14 protein-coding genes and 1 pseudogene are annotated in these 21,964 nt (G+C 57.6%); 4 read left to right on the top strand and 11 right to left on the bottom strand.

Annotated features, from left to right (window positions below):
• The 3 genes from FIU85_RS08915 to FIU85_RS08905 are packed head-to-tail and all read left to right on the top strand — an operon-like array spanning position 1 to position 2,459.
• Positions 1-765: an ABC transporter ATP-binding protein gene (locus FIU85_RS08915; RefSeq protein WP_152491075.1), complete on the top strand. Its 765-nt coding sequence runs from the start codon at positions 1-3 to the stop codon at positions 763-765.
• A 7-nt stretch (positions 766-772) separates the two neighbouring features.
• The gene (locus FIU85_RS08910) at positions 773-1,471 is read left to right on the top strand and encodes an ABC transporter ATP-binding protein (protein WP_172978849.1); all 699 of its coding nucleotides are present in this window, start codon (positions 773-775) and stop codon (positions 1,469-1,471) included.
• Positions 1,472-1,484: 13 nt separating this feature from the next.
• Positions 1,485-2,459: a dipeptidase gene (locus FIU85_RS08905; protein WP_152491077.1), complete on the top strand. Its 975-nt coding sequence runs from the start codon at positions 1,485-1,487 to the stop codon at positions 2,457-2,459.
• 40 nt (positions 2,460-2,499) lie between these two features.
• Here FIU85_RS08905 and FIU85_RS08900 read toward each other — a convergent pair whose 3' ends face one another.
• Positions 2,500-2,829 (bottom strand): hypothetical protein, encoded by a 330-nt coding sequence (locus FIU85_RS08900; protein ID WP_152496634.1) that lies wholly within the window; start codon positions 2,827-2,829, stop codon positions 2,500-2,502.
• A 63-nt stretch (positions 2,830-2,892) separates the two neighbouring features.
• On the opposite strand from FIU85_RS08900, the gene FIU85_RS08895 reads away from it, so the two are divergent.
• Entirely contained in the window at positions 2,893-4,671 is a 1,779-nt protein-coding gene (locus FIU85_RS08895; protein ID WP_152496633.1) for a histidine kinase N-terminal 7TM domain-containing protein, read from the top strand.
• Positions 4,672-5,108: 437 nt separating this feature from the next.
• Here the strand turns inward: FIU85_RS08895 and FIU85_RS08890 are convergent, their stop codons facing one another.
• The 10 genes and pseudogenes from FIU85_RS08890 to FIU85_RS08850 form a co-directional block, all read right to left on the bottom strand.
• On the bottom strand, positions 5,109-5,477 hold the full coding sequence (locus FIU85_RS08890; protein WP_172978848.1) for a hypothetical protein: 369 nt from the start codon (positions 5,475-5,477) through the stop codon (positions 5,109-5,111).
• Between the two features lie 72 nt (positions 5,478-5,549).
• Positions 5,550-10,433 carry a type ISP restriction/modification enzyme gene (locus FIU85_RS08885; RefSeq protein ID WP_152496631.1) on the bottom strand — a complete coding sequence of 1,628 codons (4,884 nt, stop codon included), beginning with the start codon at positions 10,431-10,433 and terminating at the stop codon, positions 5,550-5,552.
• Positions 10,434-10,590: 157 nt separating this feature from the next.
• Positions 10,591-12,312 (bottom strand): DUF262 domain-containing protein, encoded by a 1,722-nt coding sequence (locus FIU85_RS08880; protein ID WP_172978847.1) that lies wholly within the window; start codon positions 12,310-12,312, stop codon positions 10,591-10,593.
• A gap of 530 nt (positions 12,313-12,842) precedes the next feature.
• Positions 12,843-12,965: pseudogene (locus FIU85_RS22290) on the bottom strand (IS6 family transposase); the annotation flags it as partial.
• A 145-nt stretch (positions 12,966-13,110) separates the two neighbouring features.
• Positions 13,111-14,901, bottom strand: a complete 1,791-nt coding sequence (locus FIU85_RS08875) for a thermonuclease family protein (RefSeq protein ID WP_152496629.1) — start codon at positions 14,899-14,901, stop codon at positions 13,111-13,113.
• Between the two features lie 34 nt (positions 14,902-14,935).
• Positions 14,936-16,222 carry a hypothetical protein gene (locus tag FIU85_RS08870; protein WP_172978846.1) on the bottom strand — a complete coding sequence of 429 codons (1,287 nt, stop codon included), beginning with the start codon at positions 16,220-16,222 and terminating at the stop codon, positions 14,936-14,938.
• A gap of 32 nt (positions 16,223-16,254) precedes the next feature.
• Positions 16,255-17,028, bottom strand: a complete 774-nt coding sequence (locus FIU85_RS08865) for a hypothetical protein (protein ID WP_152496627.1) — start codon at positions 17,026-17,028, stop codon at positions 16,255-16,257.
• A gap of 71 nt (positions 17,029-17,099) precedes the next feature.
• Complete coding sequence (locus tag FIU85_RS08860; protein WP_172978845.1) at positions 17,100-18,590, bottom strand: hypothetical protein; 1,491 nt, start codon at positions 18,588-18,590, stop codon at positions 17,100-17,102.
• Between the two features lie 492 nt (positions 18,591-19,082).
• Entirely contained in the window at positions 19,083-19,877 is a 795-nt protein-coding gene (locus tag FIU85_RS08855; protein ID WP_152496625.1) for a recombinase family protein, read from the bottom strand.
• 238 nt (positions 19,878-20,115) lie between these two features.
• Complete coding sequence (locus FIU85_RS08850) at positions 20,116-21,870, bottom strand: DUF927 domain-containing protein (RefSeq protein ID WP_172978844.1); 1,755 nt, start codon at positions 21,868-21,870, stop codon at positions 20,116-20,118.
• Positions 21,871-21,964 lie beyond the last annotated feature (94 nt).

The following is a 21,964-nucleotide window of genomic DNA, read 5'->3' as shown; positions in this document are numbered from 1 at the left end:
ATGACGCAGCTTCTCGAAGTCGAGTCTCTCGATGTCCAGTTCGCCGGCCTGCACGCCTTGCGCGATGTATCGCTCGGCCTCGAGGCGGGACAGATCACGGCCGTGATCGGCCCGAACGGCGCCGGCAAGACGACGCTCTTCAATGCCATTTCCGGCTATGTCCGGCCCAGCGGCGGAAGCGTGCGCCTCAGGGGGCACGACGTTGCCCGGCTCTCGCCGCACAGCATCGCCGAACACGGGATCCGGCGGACCTTTCAGAACGGCGGGCTCTTTCCCGCACTGACGGTTCTCGAGAACGTGTTGACGGGTCTGCACGCCCAGACCCACGGCTCTTTCCTGGACGTGATCTTGGGGCGCAGACGTGCCCTGGCGTCGGAACGCGAGATGATCGCCAAGTCGCGCGAGCTTTTGTCGCTCATGCAGATGGATCATATGGCAGACACAAGGGCTGCGGATCTCTCCGGCGGGCAGCAACGTATCGTCGAGATCGTCCGCACCGTAGCCTCCGAGCCGCCGGTTCTTTTGCTCGACGAACCAGCGGTCGGCCTGTCCCCGTTGGCGCGGGACCAGATGATGGACATCATCAATCGTATGGCCGGCGAAAAGGGTGTTGGCATCCTATTGATCGAGCACGCGGTCGAACTGGTGATGGCCGGGGCCGACCGGATCATGGTGATGGCGGCAGGCCAGCGCATCGCCGAAGGAACCCCCGCAGAAATCCGCGAAGACCGCGCCGTGCTGGAGGCTTATCTTGGACATGCCTGAGACATTGATGAAAATACGCGACCTTCACGTCGCATACGGCAAGAAACCGATCCTGCGTGGCGCCAGCTACGACATCCTCAAAGGCGAATGCCTGACGCTTCTGGGCGCAAACGGATCGGGCAAATCCACATCCCTGAACGCGATCTGTGGCTTTGTGCGCCCCGGTTCGGGATCCGTGATGCTTGGCGACACCGAGCTTGCCCAGCTTGCGCCGCACCAGGTTTTTGCCCACGGCGTGGCACAGGTCAGCCAGGCGCGCGATCTGTTTCCGGACCTGTCGGTTGAGGACAATCTGCGTCTGGGCGCCATGCGCCGGGGCGGCAAGGAGTCCGCGGCGACCCTCGACAGCGTCTACAGCCGCTTCCCGCGCTTGGCCGAACGCCGCAAGCAGGCCACGCGGACATTGTCGGGCGGGGAACAGCAGATGGTCGCCATTGGCCGGGCGCTCATGTCGCGACCGCGTCTGCTGCTGCTTGATGAACCCTCCGGGGGGTTGTCACCCGAGTTCTGCGAAGAGATCGCTGTCCTGATGGACGGGCTGAAGGCCGAGGGCGTCACCCTGCTGATGGTGGAACAGAACCTCAAGCTCGCCTTCCGCGCGGCGGACCGCTTCATCGTCCTGCGCGACGGGGTCGTGGTGGACGGTGGCGACGTCAAGGCGATGGAGCACGACCACGACGCGATCATCAAGAACATCTACCTCTGAGAATGGAAAGAACATGACCAAGAACAACCTCCACGAAGATCTCATCGTCTTTGACGGGCTGATAATTTCGAATTGGGGCAGCGAAGTCTTCGGGCAGATGCGCAAGGGTGGTCTTACAGCCGCCAACTGCACCTGTTCGGTGTGGGAGAATTTCCGCGACACCATGCTCAATATCGGCGCGTGGAACCGAATGCTTTCCGAGCATGAGGACCAGATCACGAAGGCCACTTCCGTAGAGGATATTCGCCGCGCCAAGAAAGACGGGAAGACGGCAATCGTCCTGGGGTTTCAGAATACGACCGCGTTCGAAGACCGGGTGGAGTTCGTCGAGCTGTTCAAGCAGCAGGGCGTGGGCATCGTTCAGATGACCTATAACACGCAGAATCTGGTCGGTAGCGGCTGTTATGAAAGCACCGATAGCGGTCTTTCGGATTTCGGTCACGACATCGTCGCCGAAATGAACCGGGTGGGCATGCTGTGCGACCTTTCCCATGTCGGCCCGAAAACGTCCGAAGACGTGATCCGCGCCTCTCGACGTCCCGTCGCCTACAGCCATTGTCTGCCGCATGGTCTGAAGGCGCACCCTCGCAACAAGACCGATGAGCAGCTTCGCCTTATCGCGGATCATGACGGGTTCGTCGGCGTCACCATGTTTCCGCCTTTCCTGCCGCGCGGAAACGACTCGACCGTAGACGACTATGTCAGCGCGATCGACTACGTCGTGAACCTGGTTGGCGAGGACCGGGTCGGCTTCGGCACAGATTTTACCGTGGGATACGGCAAGCCTTTTTTCGAGTATCTCAATCGTGACAAGGGCACGGGACGGCAACTGACCGAGATCTGGGATGTCGAATTTCCCGATGGGCTCGAAAGCATCGCTGATTTCCCAAACCTGACCGCCGCAATGGAGCGGGCTAAATGGTCCGAGTCCAAGATACGCAAGGTCATGGGCGAGAACTGGCTTTCGGTGCTCGACCGGGTCTGGTGATATCGGTTCCCCTCGGGGCAGCCAAACCTGTGGCTGCCCTTTATTGTTTCGCGGTCATCGACAAGGCAGGTTGCGAAAACAATTGGGCTTTCATGCCTGCGAAAGCGGAATTCGGCGCTGCAATCGTTATGTGATGCACATTAACATTCTGCGAGATGTCGACGCTTGGAGCGATCATCAGTACGATTTTGGGTAATAGACAGTGCTCTTTGGTTCGATGCACCTGCCGAACCCGAATTGCTTGTGTGCTTAAATGCGATTGTCCGGGCGCCACATCCCTTGCATTTTTCCGCAAAGGCTTGAAAAAGTCATAGCGTGGCCAGCGGTATTTTTGACCCACTCCACCGGGGTTGAAGCAAAAGGTCACCATGACGCCGTATTCTAAGCAAATTCGAGTGTCTTTTTAACTCGGTATTTTGCAATTGGGGTTTCCATGACCTGCTTTGAAAGAGCATTCTCCAGCCCGGTCTTCCTGGTGGCCGTGGCGGTGATCGCACTTGCTGCCTTCACCATGATCTGGACCCTGAAATCGCAGGATTTCAACGGAAAGCGCTTCTATGCGCTCACCTTCATCGGTGTCATGTGGGCGCTCCTCTGCGTTGGTCTCGAGGCGGCGTCAGCGACGTATGCCTGCAATATGCAATGGGCGACGCTCGCGTGGCTGGGGCACGGATTGGTGACGACCTCGTGGTGCTACTTTGTCTTCAATTACGTCGGAGGCGCCGATTGGGTCCGCACGCGTCGCGCAACCGCGCTTCTGCTTGGCGTTACGCTGGGAATATTTGCCGTGGTCGCCACAAATCCTTGGCACCAGCTCGTCTATACCGGGGACACGATGCTTCCGGTCGGCAGCGAGCAGATCGAATACGTTCACGGGCCGGGCTTTTTCACGATCATCGCCTTGCTCTACACCTTCGTCATGGCCACCTTCGTTTGCCTGATAAGGGGGTTTGTCCGGGCCAAGCGGAGCGCCTGGCCCCTGCTGAGCATGCTGACCGCCATCACCTTGTCGCCGCTGGTGGTGAACGCCGCCTATATCGGCCTGGACTTCACCTTCTTCGGTCTCGATCCCACCGCCTTCATGTTCACGCTGGGCGTTCTGGCGTTCTCCTGGATGCTGGTGGTGAGCAAAACTATGGACATGGCCGCGGTCGGCAAGTCGGTCCTCTTCGACACGAGCAGCGAACCAGTCGTCCTGATCGACCGGAAGCGAAACATCGTGTTGACGAATGCCGCGGCCCGCAAGCGCGGGCTGGGCAATGGCAACACCCAAATGCTGCGCGACCTTTTCGCGGGGCATGATGACCTGGCCACGGCCGCCGATGGCTCGCACCTGCAGATTGGCCGCCGCGCTTACGAACCCCGGATACAGAAGGTCCGTAACCCCCTGAACCCATCCGCCGAAATCCTGGGATGGAGCGTGACCCTTGTCGACGTCACCGACCGCATGGCGATAAATACCTCGTTGCAGGAGGCCCTGAGGGCCGCCGACGCCGCCAATCGCGCCAAGGACGAGTTCGTCTCTGTGGTCAGCCACGAGATGCGCACGCCGCTGACGTCTCTGAAAGGCGGCCTTGCGCTCGCCCTTAGCGGACATATCGGCGAGATGAGCGACCAGATGCGCGCGCTGCTGGAAATTTCCCACCGCAACGGTATTCGCCTTTCGCGCCTGATCGACCAGATTCTCCTGGCGCAGAAGATGGACATCGGAGCGCTTCAGCTTGACGAAGACGCTGTCGATCTCGACAGGCTGCTCGCGGACAGCATCGAGGAAAACCGCATCTTCGCCACGGAGCGCAAGATAACGCTCGTGAAGAAGTCCACCGTTTCGCACGCGTTGGTCCAGGGCGATGCCTTCGCCATTCGCCAGATCATCGACAACCTTCTGTCCAACGCCATCAAGTTCTCGCCCGAGAACGGCACCGTGGAAGGCGCGGTGCACATGACCAATGGCAAGCTGCGCCTGTCGATCAAGGATACCGGCCACGGCATCCCCGAGGGGATGGAAGACCGCGTTTTCGGGCGCTTCGGACAGGTCGCCAACCAGAGCCAGCATTCGACGCAAGGCTCGGGCCTGGGCTTGCACATTTCCAAACGGCTGGCCTGTCAGATGCACGGCGACCTGACCTATGACAGCACCCTGGGCGTCGGCACGAATTTTCATCTGGAGTTTGCCGCGATGGCACAGAATGAAGACCGATTGGCCGGCTAAAGTGTTTCGCGATAAACCTGAAGGACAGCTTATCGCGAAATGCAGCACATCGGGCAATCGTTGCACGCGTTTCGCCTTTCGCCGATGGCTCAGGTAAAAGGCGAAACACTTTAAGCCAATGAACGGACGGCTGTTTCTCAAGCGAAAAATGCCGGAGGCGGCGGACGGTTGGGGCACAGGGCTGGTCTGGGCGGGCCTTTCGGGGATGCGGTGCATCCCCTGTCGGCCGTCGTAAACCGGACTGCGTCCGGTTTACTTGGGTGAGAGGCTGGACAACGACATGTGATTATTAAAATCAATAAGTTAGATGTAGTTTTGTAACCGTGTAACCGCATCTGAAATGGGCAAATGACGTAGCGTCAATATGACTGCACCTGCCGTCAGAACACGTCAGCTCCAATCATCCCAGTGCTAATTTTAGAACCACTAGATACCCGTCACGGTAGGCAGTTGTCGGGATCATCGAGACGGCCCAGCCCTTCGATGCATGAGAGGACGTCGGAAAGCACATCTTCCGATCGCCGCAGATCACGTCTAGTTTCCTCCAAATTTTCCAAGGCGGTCTGGAATTCTGTGCGCATATCATGAGCTTCTTCCAGAAGCTCGTTGTAGTCGTCGACCAGTGTATTGAACCGGATCAGCAGGCCATCGTATTCCGCGCCGCACTCTGTCAGGTTCGATTTGCATGTGAACCCTTCGTAGTTGCACTGATAGCTTTCAAAGCACGCCGCGTCCTGGCTGACGCATTTGCCGCGGCTGGAACACACCGTGTCGCCATATCCTAGGCAGGCGGGACGGTCGCCCATGCTGCAAGAGAAGCTCTGAGCCACCGACATCGACGGCATCATAAAAATCGCAAAAAAAGAGCCGCATCCACCTCATGCTGGCAGATCCAGCTTCGGCAGAGCACGGACGATTTTCATCGTTTCGAGGCTCACGGTGATCACGCGGCGGAACAGGTCCAGCGGATAGGCCGGGTCACCCATGGTTTCGTTGGCGTAGTCGTTGGCGTCGTTGACAATGCCGCTGGCCTTGTCGGTCTTGACCACCTGGCGCTCCATCACCCATTCCAGTGCAGGCTTGCCGTTGACGACGTAGTCGTAGGCCTCAAGGGGCACGTCGGTCATGGTGATTTTCGAATTGTAGATCACCGTGGTCTTGTCTTTGTCGCGGGCCTTGCCGCCGAACTTCATCTTAGTGACGCGGTAAAAGGCCCTGGGGTCGTCGATCTTCCAGAGCGCTGGGGTGCCCTGCTTGTAGGTAACGGGGTATGGCTCCACCGTTTCGTAGTTCACATGCAGGTCGCCAAGGCGCCGTCCGGCGTCGGAGAAGGCGCGGAAGTCGGCGTAGGTCTTCACCGCCGGAATGCGGGGGAGTTCCTTGGTCAGGTTGTCGGCGTAGCGGTCGCGGTAGTCGGGCGAATGCAGCAGGCCGTAGACGTAGTAGAAGAGATCCTCCTTGGTGATCTCCTCGCCCGGATAGGCCGCCTGGAAATGCGCCAAACCGGCATCTGTGATCGCGTCCCGGCGCTGGAGGCCGGAGGATTGACCTTCGAAGAGGCCGCCCGGTTCTTCGTTCTGTTTATCGTATACGTAGAGGGGGAAGCACTGAGGCTTTTCTGGGCCTTGAGAATTGGGAACGATATCGCTCATCGTGCAAGAAAACGGTGTCGGCACGCTCATACCGCAAATCCAGATTGCGGGGTTCCGCAATGATCCATCAGGATAAAAGTCATTCATCCTGTAAACCATTTCGTTGAGTCTGCGACTGTAATAGAACCAATTCCGAGTAAATGGACGATACTGACCTAAGACAACTTGGCCATCGTCTTTGCTCAAGTGCTTTCGCTTGTTTGCATCGGAGTAAAGCGCTCGGGTCCAACTAATTTTCTTGGGGTCAGCAGCTACTTCTTGATCTATATCGCCAGATGCGGATGCGTGTTTCTGGACCTCGTGATTGTAATATCCGATTAGGGTCGAGATATTTCTTTCCAGAGATGCCTTTGAAGAGTTGTATACCCAACTGTCTCGCCCTGTTGCTACACCTCGGGAATAAGATGCAAAGAGAACCGGCTCAGATTTGTCTTTCTTGTCTCCGATCTTCATGAAAGCGTCGAAGCTGGCATCGCGCTGGTTCAACCAGTCGTTCTGGTCGTCCGGCGTGATCCGTTCCCAGCCCGTGCCATTGCTGATCCCCTTCACCGCGCCGAAGTCGCGGATGATTGCCAGCTTCTGTTTTTGGTCGAGATAGTCGCCGATGTCGTGGAAGAAGATGCGGCCATGGTCTGCCGCGTCCGGGTTCTTGACGAAAACGCTGATGGCGATCGGCGCGCGACTGCCTGAGCCAAAGATCTTACCGCCCTCCTTGCGCGACCTCTCCCCGCTGGTGCGCTGGTTGCCGCGAAGGTGGAAGATGTAGAGGTCCGTGAACTCCTCTGCCAGACACGCGCGCATCCCGTCTGCTGCGTTGCCATCAACCCAACCGGCATTCGTCACAAATGCCACGATGCCGGCATCCCCAATCCGGTCAGAAGCCCAGCGGATCGCCCGGATGTAGCTGTCATAAAGCGCGTTCTTGTTGGTCGCAGTGGAGCGCGCTGCGTATGTATCGCGCAAGCGCCCATCCAAGCCCGGGTAGCCCACGTTGGCGTTGTTGTCGTTGGCGCTGTTCTGTCCCGAGGAATACGGCGGATTGCCCACGATCACCCGGATATCCAGCTCCTTCTGCCGGGTCCGGCGTTCGGAGTTGTCGGGCATGTAAAGCGCCAGCTCGTCGTCGCCCTCATACATCTGGAAGGTGTCCGTGAGGCAGATCCCCTCGAAGGGCATATACTCGTTCTTCTTGGCCTCGCCCTGGTAGACTGCCTCGATGTTGATCGCGGCGATATAGTAGGCCAGCAGGACGATCTCGTTGGCGTGGATCTCGTGGCGATACTTGTGCTCCAGTTCCTCCGGGGCGATCAGGCCGGATTGCAGCAGCCGCGTGATGAAGGTGCCCGTGCCGGTGAAGGGGTCCATGATGTGGACGCCGCGCGACCCGAGGGTCTGGCCGAAGTGCTCCTGCAACATCTCGTTGACCGAGTGCAGGATGAAATCGACGATCTCGACCGGGGTATAGACGATGCCGAGCTTCTCGGTCGTGCGGGGGAAGGCGTTGCGGAAGAACTTGTCGTAGAGCTCGACGATCAGGCGCTGCTTGGCCTGGGGATCGGTGATGCCGTGGGCGCGGTTGCGCACGCTGTCGTAGAACTTCTCGAGGTCCTTGGTTTCCTTGTCGATGCGGTTTTCGTCCAGCACGTCCAGCACCTGCTGCATGGCGCGGGAGACGGGGTTCTGGTCGGTGAACTGGTGCCCGGCAAAGAGCGCCTTGAAGACAGGGCGCGTGATGAGGTGCTGGGCCAGCATCTCGATCGCGTCCTGCTCGGTAATGCTGTCGTTCAGGTCGTCGCGGAGTTCGGCGAGGAAGTCGTCGAAGGCATTGCGGGCGTTGGTGCCGCGTTCGGCAAGGATGCCTGTGATGCGCGAGATGTGGCGCTGCGCGATCTCGGCGATGTTGGTGGCCCAGTCTTCCCAGTAGTCGCGGGTGCCGCATTTCTTGACGATCTTGGCCATGATGGCCTTGGAGAATTCGTCGATGAAGAGTTCGTATTGCTCGGCGCTCGGGCCCTCGATGACGATGTCGCCGGTGTCGCCTCCTTTGCCCAGCCCGGCCTGCGGTTGCGCCTTGCGGGTTGGCAACTCTGTCACCTCGTGGGTGATGGACTTGAGCTCTTCGGATTCCTTGGTGACGCCGACGATCTCGATGCGATCCGAGACATCCTGGCCAAGCGATGCCTGGTTGATGGTGCCGTCGAAGCGTTCGTCATGGGCGCGGAGCGCGTTCAGGATCTGCCAGACGACGCGGTAGCGCTCGTTGTCCTTCAGAGCGACCTCGGGCTCCACGCCGGCCGGCACGCCGACGGGCAGGATGACGTAGCCCATCTTCTTGCCCTCGGCGCGCCGCATGACGCGGCCGACGGACTGCACCACGTCGATTAGCGACTTGCGCGGGTGCAGGAACATGATCGCGTCGAGTGAGGGCACGTCGACCCCTTCGGAAAGGCAGCGGGCGTTGGTCAGAATACGGGCGGTGTTGCCATCGGCGTCGGCCTTTAGCCAGTCAAGCAGCTGGTTGCGGGACTTGGCATTGAAGGTGCCGTCGACATGCTCGATCTCTATGTCCAGGCGGTCCGGCGACGAGGACGCGTCGTCTTCGATCAGCGCGTCATCCCCGGTGTATTCGGCAACGACATTGGCGAACTCGTCCCGGATCAGCTTGGAGGCGGCTATACTCTTGCAGAACGCCAGGCCGCGCTTCATGGGCTGCGGGTCGAATGAGATGTCCTGTTTCAGGTCCTGCTTGGTTAGCGCCTTGTAGCAACCGATGATCTTGGTGGCGTCGTCGAGGTCGAGCTCCGAATTCTGGTCCGCCAGGCGCTTCTGGACGCTGGCGCTGACCAGCCCCTCGTCCATGGCCAGCACGATGACCTTGTAGTCGGTCAGCAGGCCCTTCTGGACGGCCCAGCCGAAGCCTTTGTGGAGCAATGTCTTGCCGTAGAGGGTCTCGTCATCCATCGAGGCCAGGATGGCGGCTTCTTCATCGGCCCTCGTCTTCACCGCATCGCCGAAGATCCGTGGTGTGGCGGTCATGTAGAGGCGCTTGTGCCCCTTGACGCAGGCATCGTCGTGGATGCGGACGAAGTTCGACTCTTCCTCGCCGGCCAGCGTTGCGCCGGTCGTGCGGTGCGCCTCGTCGCACACGATCAGGTCGAAGGCGGGGAGGCCCGCCTTCTGCGCGGCATCAAGGACCCCGATGGACTGGTAGGTCGAGAACACGACCGTCATCCGCTCCGGATCATCCTGCCCGGCCTTCTCGACGAGGCGTTCGGGGTTCGTCGTGGCCGGGAAGGCGAGATCATGTGCCTCGATCTCTGCTGCGTCGTCGTTCGAGACACGGCGCTTGCCGACCTGCGCATCAGAACACACGGCAAAGGACCGAAGAGGCGTCTCCGTGTCGCTCGTCCATTCCCGGACCGTTTGGGACATCAAGGCAAGGGACGGAACCATGAACAGCACGCGACCGCCCTTGCCAACGAGATCCTCAGCGATCTTGAGGGAGGTGAACGTCTTGCCAGTGCCACACGCCATGATGAGCTTGCCCCGATCGGCCTTGGCCAAGCCGGTGCGCACGGCTTCCAGCGCTTCGATCTGGTGAGGCCTGAGGGATTTCTTCGCCGAGAGGACCGCTTCGCCCCGGATGCCGAAAATCGTCCAATCGATCGGACTCTCGCGCAGATGCGTGAGCGACAGGCGAACCACCGGGATGCTCTGACCTGCGATCATCTCCTCGGCGTTGGGGCCCCAAGGAACTTCCGTGGTGTCGATGACGACGCGTCGAACGAAGGGATTCTTGCCGGACGCCGAGATGAAGCTGTCGATGTCTGCCTTCTGGATACGGTGCCGTGCCCCGTAGAATTTGCACTGGACAGCAGCATAGCCCTCTTCGTTCCGGAGCTTCGCGACGAGATCGATGCCAACGTCCTTGCCGTTCCAGCCGTGCTGGGCGGCCCAATCCGACCATGACCAGACGTCTGCGTATTCCTCTGCCTGAACCGGGTCGGCTGTAAGGTATGCACAAGCAAGACGTTCCAGGTAGGTGCCCTTCTCACGCTCGGTGACAGCAGCGATGCGATAGGACTGCAGTAGATCGTCAAGTGGACTCATGTGTATGATATCATGTTATTTATTTACTCTCACTGCCTCGAGATGACCCCACCTGCAAAGGTCAGACTACATATCGAACTCTTGGACTGGTAGGGGATCTCGATTACAATTGGTTAGAGCTGCTCCAGACTTGCAAATTTCAGCTCTTCGCAATTCATCACGCCAGCTGTGGCTCAGTTAAGGCGAGCAACCGCTGGCGGATTAAACGCTCCCGCCCGCGCACGAAATCGGGTAACATGGCAGCGGTCCAGAGATCCGGACTGTGCTCGATCAGGTGTCGGTCGCGGTAGACATCACTTCGGCTCGTGATCCAAGACTCGAAGGGCAAATCTCCCTTCTCGATATTCTCTTGCGCGCTCAAAAGTTGGAGGTTGCCGAGCAAATCAACAGAGGTTGTTATTTCCTGGACGCGATTTTCCGGCAGGTTCATTCCCATCAGAACGCGACGCGCTGCTCTAGCCCTGGGGATGATATGATCGACATGATAATTGGTGCCACCCCAATCGAGATCGTCGTAGAGCAATGATAGTGCGAGAAAAGTCTTGGCTTTGCCGTATTTCAGATCCAATAGATCTTCGACACCGCGTTCGTCTAATCTCGTCATGCGTCCTCCGATCGCAAGCGAATGATAAAGTTGTTCTTCCGGAAAGTTGCGACTGACTTGGCTTACCTCTTTTAATGTGGTGCGAGCGACGGCGATAGTCCGGTCCGACGCGCCTGCAAATACGCCCATGAGAAGACTATTGATGAGCCAGCGTTGAACGGCCCGTGCATTCTGTCTCTCGAATTCCGACGATCCTCGAAGTGTCATCCCAGGAGTTTGGAATAGATACCAGGCGATTGGCAGCACAGCATTTAATGACGTCAGGTTTTGTGACGAGATGCCCAATCCTTTGAGGAAGCGAAAAGTGCGCTCGATCGCATCTTTGATGGTCGGCCACTTCTGTTCAATCTCAGTGATCGACTGCGTGTTGAAGTTGCTCGCATTGTATTTCACGTCGAAATCACACAAAACGAGACATGCTTTCAAAACAAAGTCTTTAGTGATCTTGTTTTCCGCTCCGAGGCCATTGTTTATGTGGTCGACAAATTCAAACACCATGTCCCTGGCCGAGCCGTCCTGCCATTTTGACGTGATCATCGACATCATCAAATCAGACTTTGATAGTTTCGTGCCGCCATCGTTAGCGCGCACAAATATGTCTAGGACGCGATCAACTGAGTGACTGGTTTCGGTGTAGTAATTGATCACTTCGTCGGTCCAGATGACCCTATGAAGACGACCCAGCGTGGTAGAAATTAGCTCTCGCTCATACGCCGTTACCCCATGATGCAACTTCGCGACAGTTTCCTCGATCAAGTTCTCTAACTGTTCTTCCGATGGGTAGTTCAACATGTCCCCCAACCGGAACCAATGGCGACGGTAGTCGTTTCGGGGGGCTACCGCATGGAAACGCAAGCCGTAGCTGACGCCGAGGTCCATTCCTTCCTCATCGTAGTCTCCAGAAGGGTCTTGGAGCAGGTCCAGGTAAAGGGTCTTTTCCGTCCATGCATCGGCACTGGAACGCCGCTTGTATTTTGCCTTCTCGGAGAAGGTGCCGCGCAAGGCTATAAGTAGCGACGTGATGCGTTGTTGACCATCCAGAACCAGAGTCACGTCTCGACCGTCGGAAGACGCCGCTGGATTTTGTTTCTCCGGCTTCCAATTCTCGATGAAGTTGTAGATTTTCAATTCTCGCTTCAAGTCATCATCGACAGCCCAGAACATGAAGGAACTGATCGGGTAACCCTTCATCAGCGAGTCGATCAAGGTGACGACCTGATCTGAGCTCCAGACGTATGGCCGCTGGATAGCCGGCAAAAAGTAGCGGGTGTTCACTTCCGTAAGAAGACTTCCGATAGTCACAGTCGCATAAGTCATTTGTGTCTCAACGCATTTCTATTCAATCAAATCACACTCGACTTTTTTAGCCTCGCAACTCAACTTAAACGCGGATCACAAGTCGAGACAACAAGCTACCGTGGGATTTGGAAGAATTGCTTCGGCTACGCGAGATGTGTGTCTGCAGGGAAGGGCTCCCCCTGTGCGCGATAATTGCCGTGATTAAGCGTTTGGCCGGGAGAAAAGCCTCCTCGTGGCCGATGGCGTGCCAATCGATATTGGCGCGCAAACCGAGCCTGTCCTGGTGGATCAGGTCTCGCTTTGAGATCGCAGTATCGAGATCATCGGCTAGAGTGGTCGCCTCGTGTGGATCGAGTTGATCCATTAGAGCTGGTTTCCAGGCACTCTTGTGGATGAAGAACTGTCAGTGCACCCCAGTGGAGGCGCCCGAGGCGTTTCGCTTGGCACCATGCGCACGTCCGGTCAACGCGCTTTTTCGTGAACTCGGAGCCAGAATTCGACTCGAGGCGTTGCGACCAGAAGCGCATGGATTCTTGGCTCACAACGCTGCCTCTTTCGTAGAGTAGATCCGCTAAGTTCCGCAGCGAGAGCGGAAACCGGTTTAACAGCATCGTCGCCAGCCGAATGATTTCTAAACTGGCTCTGGAACAATCAGATAGGCTGCGATTGTGGCGACAAGCTACGGCAGAACCTAAAACCTCTCAACCCGGTTCACTTGAGATGCTCCATCACTGAGCTGAAGATGCGAATTCTGACCGCAAATGATCTTTTTACTCACTTCCGGTAATCCCACGGCATCTGAAACCTGCCGCCCCAGATCCCTACCCGACCTTTGCGTGCATCGTCCTCGAGCGCGGCATAGTCCATCGAGTATTTCCGGTAAGCAACCGCAAGTCCCTGCTCGACCATCCACGCGTTGATGTCGATGTTTCCGAGCTCGCAGACTGAGACGAGGCGCCGGTAGCGATCGACGTCCTGAGTCCAGCATTTCACAGAGCTTCCGCCGATCAGGGTGTCGAGCTGGTTGGCGGCAAGCTGCCCACAGCGATACCCATTACCTTCGGCGTTTCGGCAGGGCTGACTGGATTCCGGTGCATCAATGCCGTGAAGCCGGATACGCTGTCCATGGATCTCGATCGTGTCTCCATCGACCACGGATGCAATGCCGATGACATCCGCCTGCCCGCGGGTTCGGTCGTCAAAATTGTTCTTTTGGAGCGCCTCCTGGGCGATGGCATCGAGGGGATTCGTGGCGCTGGTTTCAATTGATGCAGTCTCTTGGCCTGTGTCGGTGACATCTGGAGACGCGTTGGTTCCGGCGTCAGCGCCGTTCGGCGATAGTGCCGTCTCCTTTTCGATCTCCTCGAGGACCTTCTCCCGGTCGAGAGCAGCCGAGAAGACCACGCGGCGTGAACGCGCAGCATCTTCAAGTCCGTCCTCTGTGAGCACGGGCTTGCCGGAGGAATAGCCGATGGCAACCAGATGCGCCTGTGCCCAACGTTGGGTGTCTTCGCTGTCTACGAAATCGAGGCAGGCATTGAGCACGTTCTGCGAGCGGCGCTGCGAGAGATCGAGATTGTTGCGGTAAGCCTCGTCAGTAGTGCTGGTGCGGCTCCATTCGCTCGAGGCATGGCCTTCGATCTGGACGGAGGCAATATTGAGACCGGAACTCTTCAGGACTTCGAGCCACGGTGCGCAGGCTGCCGAAAGGAAGGTTCTGAGCCTTGGCGTGATCTGATCCTCGCCGCGCTCGAAGACAACGCCCTCAGGGAGCACAATCGAGCCATCGGGCTCGATATGGCCGCCGATCTCGCTGACGAGATCTCCCAACTCATCCCTGATCGCTCCTGTCAGCGCCCGCTGCTCCTGCTCTGCCCGAACCAGAACCTCGGAGATGTCCGCAAGACGCTGATCAGCGCCGTCTTCCTCCTTGGAGGCGGCCACTAGGGCTCGGGTCAACATCTTCTCGTCCATTTCGACGACTTTGCTAAGTGTCTCGAGCATTCGCGGTTCAAGTTCCGCAGCCTCCTCCATGAGAGCGGCAAGCTTGGGATTGGTTCGCAGCGCTTCTATGTTCTCGAGATATTCGCTCTCGGCAGCAGCCAATGCGCGCATGATCATGTCGTTTTTGCCAATCTCGACAAGCTCCGACAGGTCGACCAGTGTTTCCTCGTCGAGCTTGGCAGCGCCGGCGAGAATACGTTGGAGCTGCTCCTCTTGAATGAAACGGGTGAATTCCTCTGGCTCGATGGCCTTCACGGCCTCACGAATGTCGACCCCGGCCTTCTCGATCGTGATCAGTGCTTCCATGCGCCCATCCTCGAAGGCGGCCATTAGTTCAGCCTGCTGATCGCGCGTCAGATTGCCGTAAGAAGCGATGATTTCCTCTTTTTCCTGACGCAGGATCTCCTTTTCTTCATCTGCCTTGGCCTGCCAATAAGTGAAGAGCAGCAGGAGACAGAAGGCGAGCAGAATAAATGCTTCCGCGACGGTGAGGCCCATGATGGCTCCACGGCGATAATTGCGATCTGCGGCTGCCACGCTTGCCTGGTCGGAGATAGCCATGTGGACGCCTACTCGTCAATTTTCAATGTCGGTGTCATCCGTCGCCCCGTGTGCGACGGCCGAAGAATGACCGCTGGGGTGGTGAGCTTTCGGTCCGGGGAGCGGGGTTTGAAGAACTTTCGCCAGGATCAGCTGTCCCCGAGGGATTCACGCTCAGGATTGGCCGGCGCCCGGGCGTTGCTTCGCGGCTTACATTCGGATCAGCTGCGACGGCGTTGGATGCCAATTGATCGGACTGGGTCTCGGTCCGAGTGGCCGTCTCAGGCGCGCTGGCGTTCCCATCGAGCGAGGCGGCATCCTGACGATTGCGTTTGGCAGCTTTCCGAAGATCGGCCTCCACGCTTTCGGATACCTCACTGATGCGTTCGGTCAAGCGTGCGAGATCATTTGTGCTTCGTGTGAGCTTCCCCTTGAAGGTTGCCATGCTTTTAGTGATCGGCACGTCCCTCAGATCGTCATCAAGCGTGCGGAGGCTACTGGAAAGTGAGGACATGCTGTCCTCAATCGACGCAAGGTCCTCTTGGATCTTAACAGCGTTGCCGCGTTGCGCTTCGAGAGCTCCGACATGCGCTTCGCGCAGCGTCTTTGCGCTCTCGCCGATCTTGGTGAGGCCGACCTGCATTTCCTCGATGGCCGCCTTCGAGCTGTCTCCGACGGCTTTCGAAATATCTTCGAAGATCGTCCGTGCCTGGCGCTCGACGGTTTGCTTGAGCGTGTCAGTGATGATGCCGCTGCTATCGGCAAGCCGCTCTTCGGCGCGTTTTACTGCGACATCAATGCTTTCAGCAATCTTGGCCTCCCGCTCGACGGCCATCTGGATAGATTCCGTCGAGAATGTGCGGATGTCTTGCACGCTTTCCGAAAGCGCCACGCGGAAGTCGCGCACCTGGTCCTGTAGTTCCCGCCGGGTCTCGCGATCGCGCACCATGATATCGGGTCTGATTTGCATCAGGAGCACACGCAGAAAAACACCGACGATTGTTGACGAGAGTGCGACGCCGAAGCCGGAGATCACTTCCGGTAGAAGGTCGGTCTGCGCTGTTGCCTGTCCCGGCGTTGCAACTTGGTAAAGAGTGTATCCAAGCGAGGTGAGCGTAAAAAGAAAACCCAGATAGTAGCAATTGTCGCCCAGAACCTCGGGCTCCAGCATCAATTTGCCGGAGAACCAAGAGAGGAGCGCGTAGCCACATAGGATTGCGGCGGCAAAGCCAGCCACCCAAAAAGGGTGGAATCCCATAATTTTAAGGACGATCGAGCCCACTGTGCCGGCAATAAAGGCAAGGATAAAGGCCAATCGATCGAGACTGTCACGCGGGCTCACGCCATGCATGCGTGTTCTACGGGGCAAAGCCATCAGAGGTCCCCCAGATTATGGATATCGAACGGTGCCGACGTTCCTTGACTGTCGAAATAACGGGCCCAGAATGTGTCGACCTCCCGGGGGTCACCAATATTGGCGGACGTGCGCGGGATACGCAGAAGCGTCACCTCGACATCGGTGAGGTTGCCGGCAAGGCGCTCGTGGGCCCGGGTTTCGGTGAAATACTCCCACCCTTCCGCGCGATAAAAGGAGAGCACGTCGCTGTTTTGAAGCATGTCAGAGACGATAACGAGGCGCCTTGGGCGCGTGGCTGTGAAGTTCGGGGTTTCGGAGACGAGCGCCTGCAGGCTTTCCATGATCGGAGAGGTGTCCTGGGTTTCGCTTTGCATCATCTTTTTGAGCGTTTCGTGAAGAGGCACCAAGAATTCGTCATTGTAGGTCTCGCCCACGATCGATGGATTCTGAATGAGGGGGTTTGCGTCCTCTGCCGTCTGAGGCTTGCATTTGGCAAAACGCGCTCCCCAATCGGAAGAATCTTCGGAGACAACCCCTACGGAAAGCATCACTCCTCGAGGTGAAGACGCGATTTCGTCACCAAGCCAGGTTTGAAGCTGTTTGGCTTGAGAGCGTGTCAGCGGGTCGGTCAGGTCGAGAAGTGCTACCATCGCACCATTGGGCCCTTCTACGGGGCAGAGTGTCACCGCATCGGTTGCATTCGCCTTCTTTTGGCGGTCAGCTAGCCAGAAGCCCCCGATAACTAGTGCTACGACCAGAACGATGATAACTCCCCAGCCAATCGTGCTCAAGGCGCTGGCGGACGAGCTCCGGCGTCGCGATGACGATCGGCGGGCAGGGCGGCGTTTCCGTGGCCTTGCCATCACTCGCCTCCCTCGCGCAGGTCGACAACGTCCCCGTCAACTGCCTGAGCCTCGGAAGTCATTTTTTCTCCGGTGTTCTTCGCAGGCTGAACTCGGCGGGGCCGAGGTTCGTAATTGCCTTGGATGTCCTCGATGGAACGGTATTCTTCAATGGAGTGATCGACCTCATCGAAGATCTTCTTGATCGTCTCTTCGACAGACTTGGTGATGGCTTCACGTTCTTTTTCCGCATCCTCGCGGCGTGGTCCTTCCGCATCGTTTTTCTGGAAAGGCTCGAAGCGGAATTCCTCCCTGAAAGTTTTGGGCGCAGGTTCGGTGCGGGCCGCAAGATTGGCGTCATGGTAAATCGCAAGCAATGTCTGGGCCTTCACATCGCATTGCTCGAGGAAAGCATTCAGATGCGAACCCAGCGTGCTCTGGCCAAAAAGCGCGTCGACGCTCTCATTTATCCCGCGGCGAACCAACGTGTCGGCCTCACGCAATTCATCAATAGCATCGTCACGCTTCTGCGTTAGGTCCGCGATCGCCTCGTCGAGTTCTTCCGCATACTCGTCGCGGGCCTGAATAACGTTCTGCTCGACGGCCCCGTAACCCGGATAGGCGTCGAGTGTGGTCAGACCTTTCAAGAAGGCGAAGAGAGAGATCAGGCAGCCCACCACGATCAGAAGCCAGCTTTCGGCGCTCTCGATCCCAAGCGGATTGGAGGTCAGGTTCTCGAGACCTGCCCTGGTCGCCTCCCTCCAATCGCCGATAATCTCAACGGCGTCACGAAAATGTGCAACGCCAAGATTGAAGCCAAGCGCGTAGGCGAGCCAGAAAAGAGAAACTGCAAGTCCGAAGACCTTGGCGGGAAAGTTGCGGTGGATGACCCATCGGCTTCCGAGGCCGGAAACAAAGGATACACCCACATTGGCAATCGAAACGAGTGTCGCGGCCATGATGCCACCCAACATGCCGAGCTCGTTTCGCTGTGCGAACAGGTATCCATTGAGGATGACCTCGATCACGAGCAGAAGCATCAGGATAGCAATAGTTTTCGTCCAGCCGGCGAAATGCTTAGCCTCACGATCAGGAATACCATGGATCTCGCGGAAGGTGTCTCGGTATTTATGGGCCCTGCTAACTCTCTCCTTGGGCGTCGTCAGGCGCGAGGTCCAATTTCGGACCTCTGCCCGGAAATCTGAAGTTGCCTTGCCGGCAGCGATCTCGACTTCCTTGCGGGCCTCGGATGCCCGGTTGAGGCGTTCTCGATAGACGCGCAGATGCTCTTCGAAATTCTGCAGCCCCTTGCGGCGCAGTTCCTCGACTCGCTCGATGATCTTCATCTCGACATTGTCGCGGGTCAGTGTGTCTGCCGGCGGTTGGTTCTTCTCGCCACGCTTGCGCCCCACTTCTTCCAGCCGCAGCGAGTTCGCGATGGTATTGGAATCGATCGTGGGAAAAACAGACGAACCGGGCGCGAAGGCATCGGTGGCGAAAACGTTTTTCAATTTCTCAAGCAAAAAACAGACCTTTCAAAACACGAAGCACAGTTTTTTTGACTGGTCGCACCGATAGATTGTCGACGGTCAGCGCCTCGGAATTCTTGGTAAAGAAGTCGCCAAAATCAAGAGACTGACCCCGGCCGCGACGATTGAATTCCCAGTATACGTTAGTATCACCGAAAGCGTTCATCGTGGCGTTGCACGCGTCGCGATTAGCCTATCTGTGGCTGACAGGCAACATCGAACGGACGGGTCTCGGCAGGCCACGCATTCTTCAGAACCGCCAGAGACGTCAGACAACGGCAACTAGGTCCTGCTCTCAAAGCCGCGCTGGCGAGATCGGCACCGGCATCCTCATCTATGGGAGGATAGGACTCGGAACGGTTCTGACGCCAGAATGCATCCCCATCACGTTTAGCATAAACCCCTAGGACTTCGCTCATTGGTTAGGCCGCCGACGGGTCCCTATCTGTATCCAGAGCCATTCCTTACCTTCGCTCAGAAGATCCCGAATTTTGGGTTGGCTGCCATCTTTGCCTTTTCTTCCTCCTCGAGGATCGCACGCGCACGCTTCAAAGGCTCTGTGACCCGGGACTTGGTCCACTCTTTGTTTTGCAGTGTCCGGAGACCATGCTGATTGAAAATCTCGGCAGCCTGAGCCCGCGTTATTCCCATTGGGTTGGGGAGCCTCCGCAGCACGTCCGCCATCTTTATCTCGAGTTCCTGTCGCATGTTTGAATACGCAGCAGTGCCCATCGGCTGAACTTTGGTTTGGATGTCAGGATTTCCGAAAGTCACGCCCTGCGCACTCATTCTTGCCATTCCTCGCTTCGTATTGTTGGAGATAATCTCCCTGGCTTTCGCGCTGTGAAGAAATTGCGCCTTGCGCGAGGCTTCCTGCATATCCATTCCATGCCTGGCGCAAACGATCCGGCTCAGATCCGAAAAAACTTTCCGGACCTGCTTGTCGAAACCGGCGTGTCGCGACAGCCGATCCCAGTCCCAAACGATAAGCACGCAGTCATTGCGAACAGCACTGTCCAGAGCGTTTTGAAGTTCCGGACGGTTGTAAAAACTTTTGGCGTGAGCTCCAGACGCGACATCGTCGAAGGTCTCGATCACCTTATAGCCAGCGACACGCGCGAATTCTTCAATTGCGTCACGCTGGTTCTGGGAGCTAGTGCCTTTGCTGCCCTGACCGGCTGTTGAAACCCTAGTGTAAGCAACCGCCAAACCTCGAGGAATGGCGTTGCCGTTCTTCGGTGCGTCCCACCTGTTCGTTGTGCGCGACATGTTAAAGGTCTCCTTCTTAGCTACATGCCTTTATGGCTATGTGCTTGTTGGTGTTGTTTGCTTGATTGATTGAGGGTGCGAGATCCTATCCGACCCCCTTTACGATTTCGGATGCGCCGATAGAGCTACGGTTTCCAAAGTCGGACTTCCGCATGGCTCAAATCATTTTGCTAGTTCCGACGTCGGACGGTCGGACAGTCGGGCAGCACTTCCAAGATGTCCGACTGTCCGACCAGCCCTACGAGATATTTGTCGCAACCGACGCATCGGCCCCAGCATTCAAGATTTCAGCACGAACCTTGTAAGCACGTGGACGCCCCGGCACCCATCCAGGTGTCTTGCTCATGAGGTTCTTGCCGTCTCCGCGAACCATCCACCTGCCAGAGATCAGATGCTTGGCCTGATCTCTCGGCAAATGACCTGCATGGATCTCATTCCAGGCATCGCTGAGAATGAAGAACCATTTTTCATCGCGATAGCCAGCACGACCCACCACAGGCGCGCTACAGGCTTTCTCGAACCGAGATTTTCCGTGCGCACGCAAAAATGCGCTTGTCCGATCGACTGCCTGCTTGATCTGCCAGTGCTCGGACCGATCCTGCGCCTCGATCCACTCCCGGGAAAGCTCGATCAATGCTTGCGGCGCATCTCCTGGTTTCCATCCAGTAATTCCGGCCTTTGTGGCTAGTGCTCCAGCAGCCGCGATCAAAGCAAAATGGCCCAATACGCGCTCTACTGCGCCATTGGCGCCGCTTTTATCTCCGTTTCCAAGCACAGCTTTAATCTTCGAAATCATGCCGGGCAAAATTTGAACAAGCTTTGGGTTCGCGATCAGGAACTTTGCGAACGTAGGCCCCGCCATTCCGTATGATGATGCCGTGGCCTGCTTGAGCTGATTGGCGAATGCCGCACTGTCCAGGGCACCGTGCAAAGCATCGAAGACTCCGTGGCGCCGAGTGTCCGCCGCTATGTCGATGAACCGCACCTCTTGCCCAGTCATTGGCGAACGGCCCGCCTCACCCATCTTATCGGCGAGCGAGATCTCTCCGGTGGAGAGCATCGTCAGGCGCCACTTTTTTGTGGCTTGCGAACGACCCGTGGAAGACGACCTCGCCTTTCCCTCCCCGTTCGCCAGCGTGTAGATTGCGTCTCCAACCTCGCGTCCCGAGACAAGCCCCAGTTCGTCCAGAGCAAGGAGAGAGCCATTGCAGGTAGCAGCGATACCCTCCAGGGCGTTGGCAGTCGCGCGCCAGCTATGCATCAGCTTGGGACTGCCCCATACGGAAACAGCTGCACCCATGGCGGTCGTCTTGCCGCTCGACGAGCCGCCCCTGAGATGCATGCCGATGGAGTCCTTCCCCAGAAGCTCAAGGAGTGGGCCTGCAAACGCGAGCGAGACCGAAGCGATCAGGACCGGGTTTCCCACGCAGCGTTCACCCACCTCAGAGCGCCATTGATCCAATTTTCCCTTACGTGTCATGGATGGCGCACCGTCAGGAGCGACCGGGTTCAGAAATACCGTGTTGGCCTTGCCAACGACACGCTTATCACCCAGCACGAATGCCTTGCAGGTCGCGTCAGCCCATCCGAGCCGATCAGTTGTCTGGTAGGATCCGACCGGCTTCCAACCAGCGATCAGATCGTTCAGGTGTCTGCGTGCGGACGATCCCCGAGCAATTTTCAGGCCTTGATCACAAAGGTCCGCAAGCACCTTGTTGAAGCCAACCGCGAGCTCCTTTTCCAGGACGTAGCGGCGTTGCACCACGCCTTCGGGATCAACGAACTCGAGGCACCGGCTCCAACCCGCTTGCTGGACGTTTCTGCCGCTGGCCACCACGGCAAGGGGCGAGCACAGCCATTCCAAATCAATCTCACCATCCTTGCCTGTGGTTTCCACATAGATTCCGTCATGAGCTGCAGAGAAGCCTGCCGGTGGCGCATGTGAGATGAGTGGGTGTTGGCCGAGAGAATTGGCTGAGAAGTTACCGTCCATTTGCGTTCCTTTCGCGTATGATGATCCGGTCCGCGCAAAACCGAGGCGAACTGGCATGAGGTATCCGTATCGGGCGGCTGCTATCGGCCTACCG

Origin of the sequence: Roseovarius sp. THAF8 (genome assembly GCF_009363735.1) — a bacterium.
Classification (GTDB): Bacteria; Pseudomonadota; Alphaproteobacteria; order Rhodobacterales; family Rhodobacteraceae; genus Roseovarius.
The sequence above is the reverse complement of the archived record's forward strand: the minus strand, read 5'-3'. Positions and strand labels throughout refer to the sequence as shown.

What these genes read in the sequence shown, in the direction of transcription:
- FIU85_RS08900 (WP_152496634.1), bottom strand. Translation starts at nt 2,829, where the DNA reads ATGGTGACCTTTTGCTTCAACCCCGGTGGAGTGGGTCAAAAATACCGC.
- FIU85_RS08915 (WP_152491075.1), top strand. Translation starts at nt 1, where the DNA reads ATGACGCAGCTTCTCGAAGTCGAGTCTCTCGATGTCCAGTTCGCCGGC.
- FIU85_RS08875 (WP_152496629.1), bottom strand. Translation starts at nt 14,901, where the DNA reads ATGGCTATCTCCGACCAGGCAAGCGTGGCAGCCGCAGATCGCAATTAT.
- FIU85_RS08905 (WP_152491077.1), top strand. Translation starts at nt 1,485, where the DNA reads ATGACCAAGAACAACCTCCACGAAGATCTCATCGTCTTTGACGGGCTG.
- FIU85_RS08855 (WP_152496625.1), bottom strand. Translation starts at nt 19,877, where the DNA reads ATGTCGCGCACAACGAACAGGTGGGACGCACCGAAGAACGGCAACGCC.
- FIU85_RS08890 (WP_172978848.1), bottom strand. Translation starts at nt 5,477, where the DNA reads ATGGGCGACCGTCCCGCCTGCCTAGGATATGGCGACACGGTGTGTTCC.
- FIU85_RS08895 (WP_152496633.1), top strand. Translation starts at nt 2,893, where the DNA reads ATGACCTGCTTTGAAAGAGCATTCTCCAGCCCGGTCTTCCTGGTGGCC.
- FIU85_RS08910 (WP_172978849.1), top strand. Translation starts at nt 773, where the DNA reads ATGAAAATACGCGACCTTCACGTCGCATACGGCAAGAAACCGATCCTG.
- FIU85_RS08885 (WP_152496631.1), bottom strand. Translation starts at nt 10,433, where the DNA reads ATGAGTCCACTTGACGATCTACTGCAGTCCTATCGCATCGCTGCTGTC.
- FIU85_RS08850 (WP_172978844.1), bottom strand. Translation starts at nt 21,870, where the DNA reads ATGGACGGTAACTTCTCAGCCAATTCTCTCGGCCAACACCCACTCATC.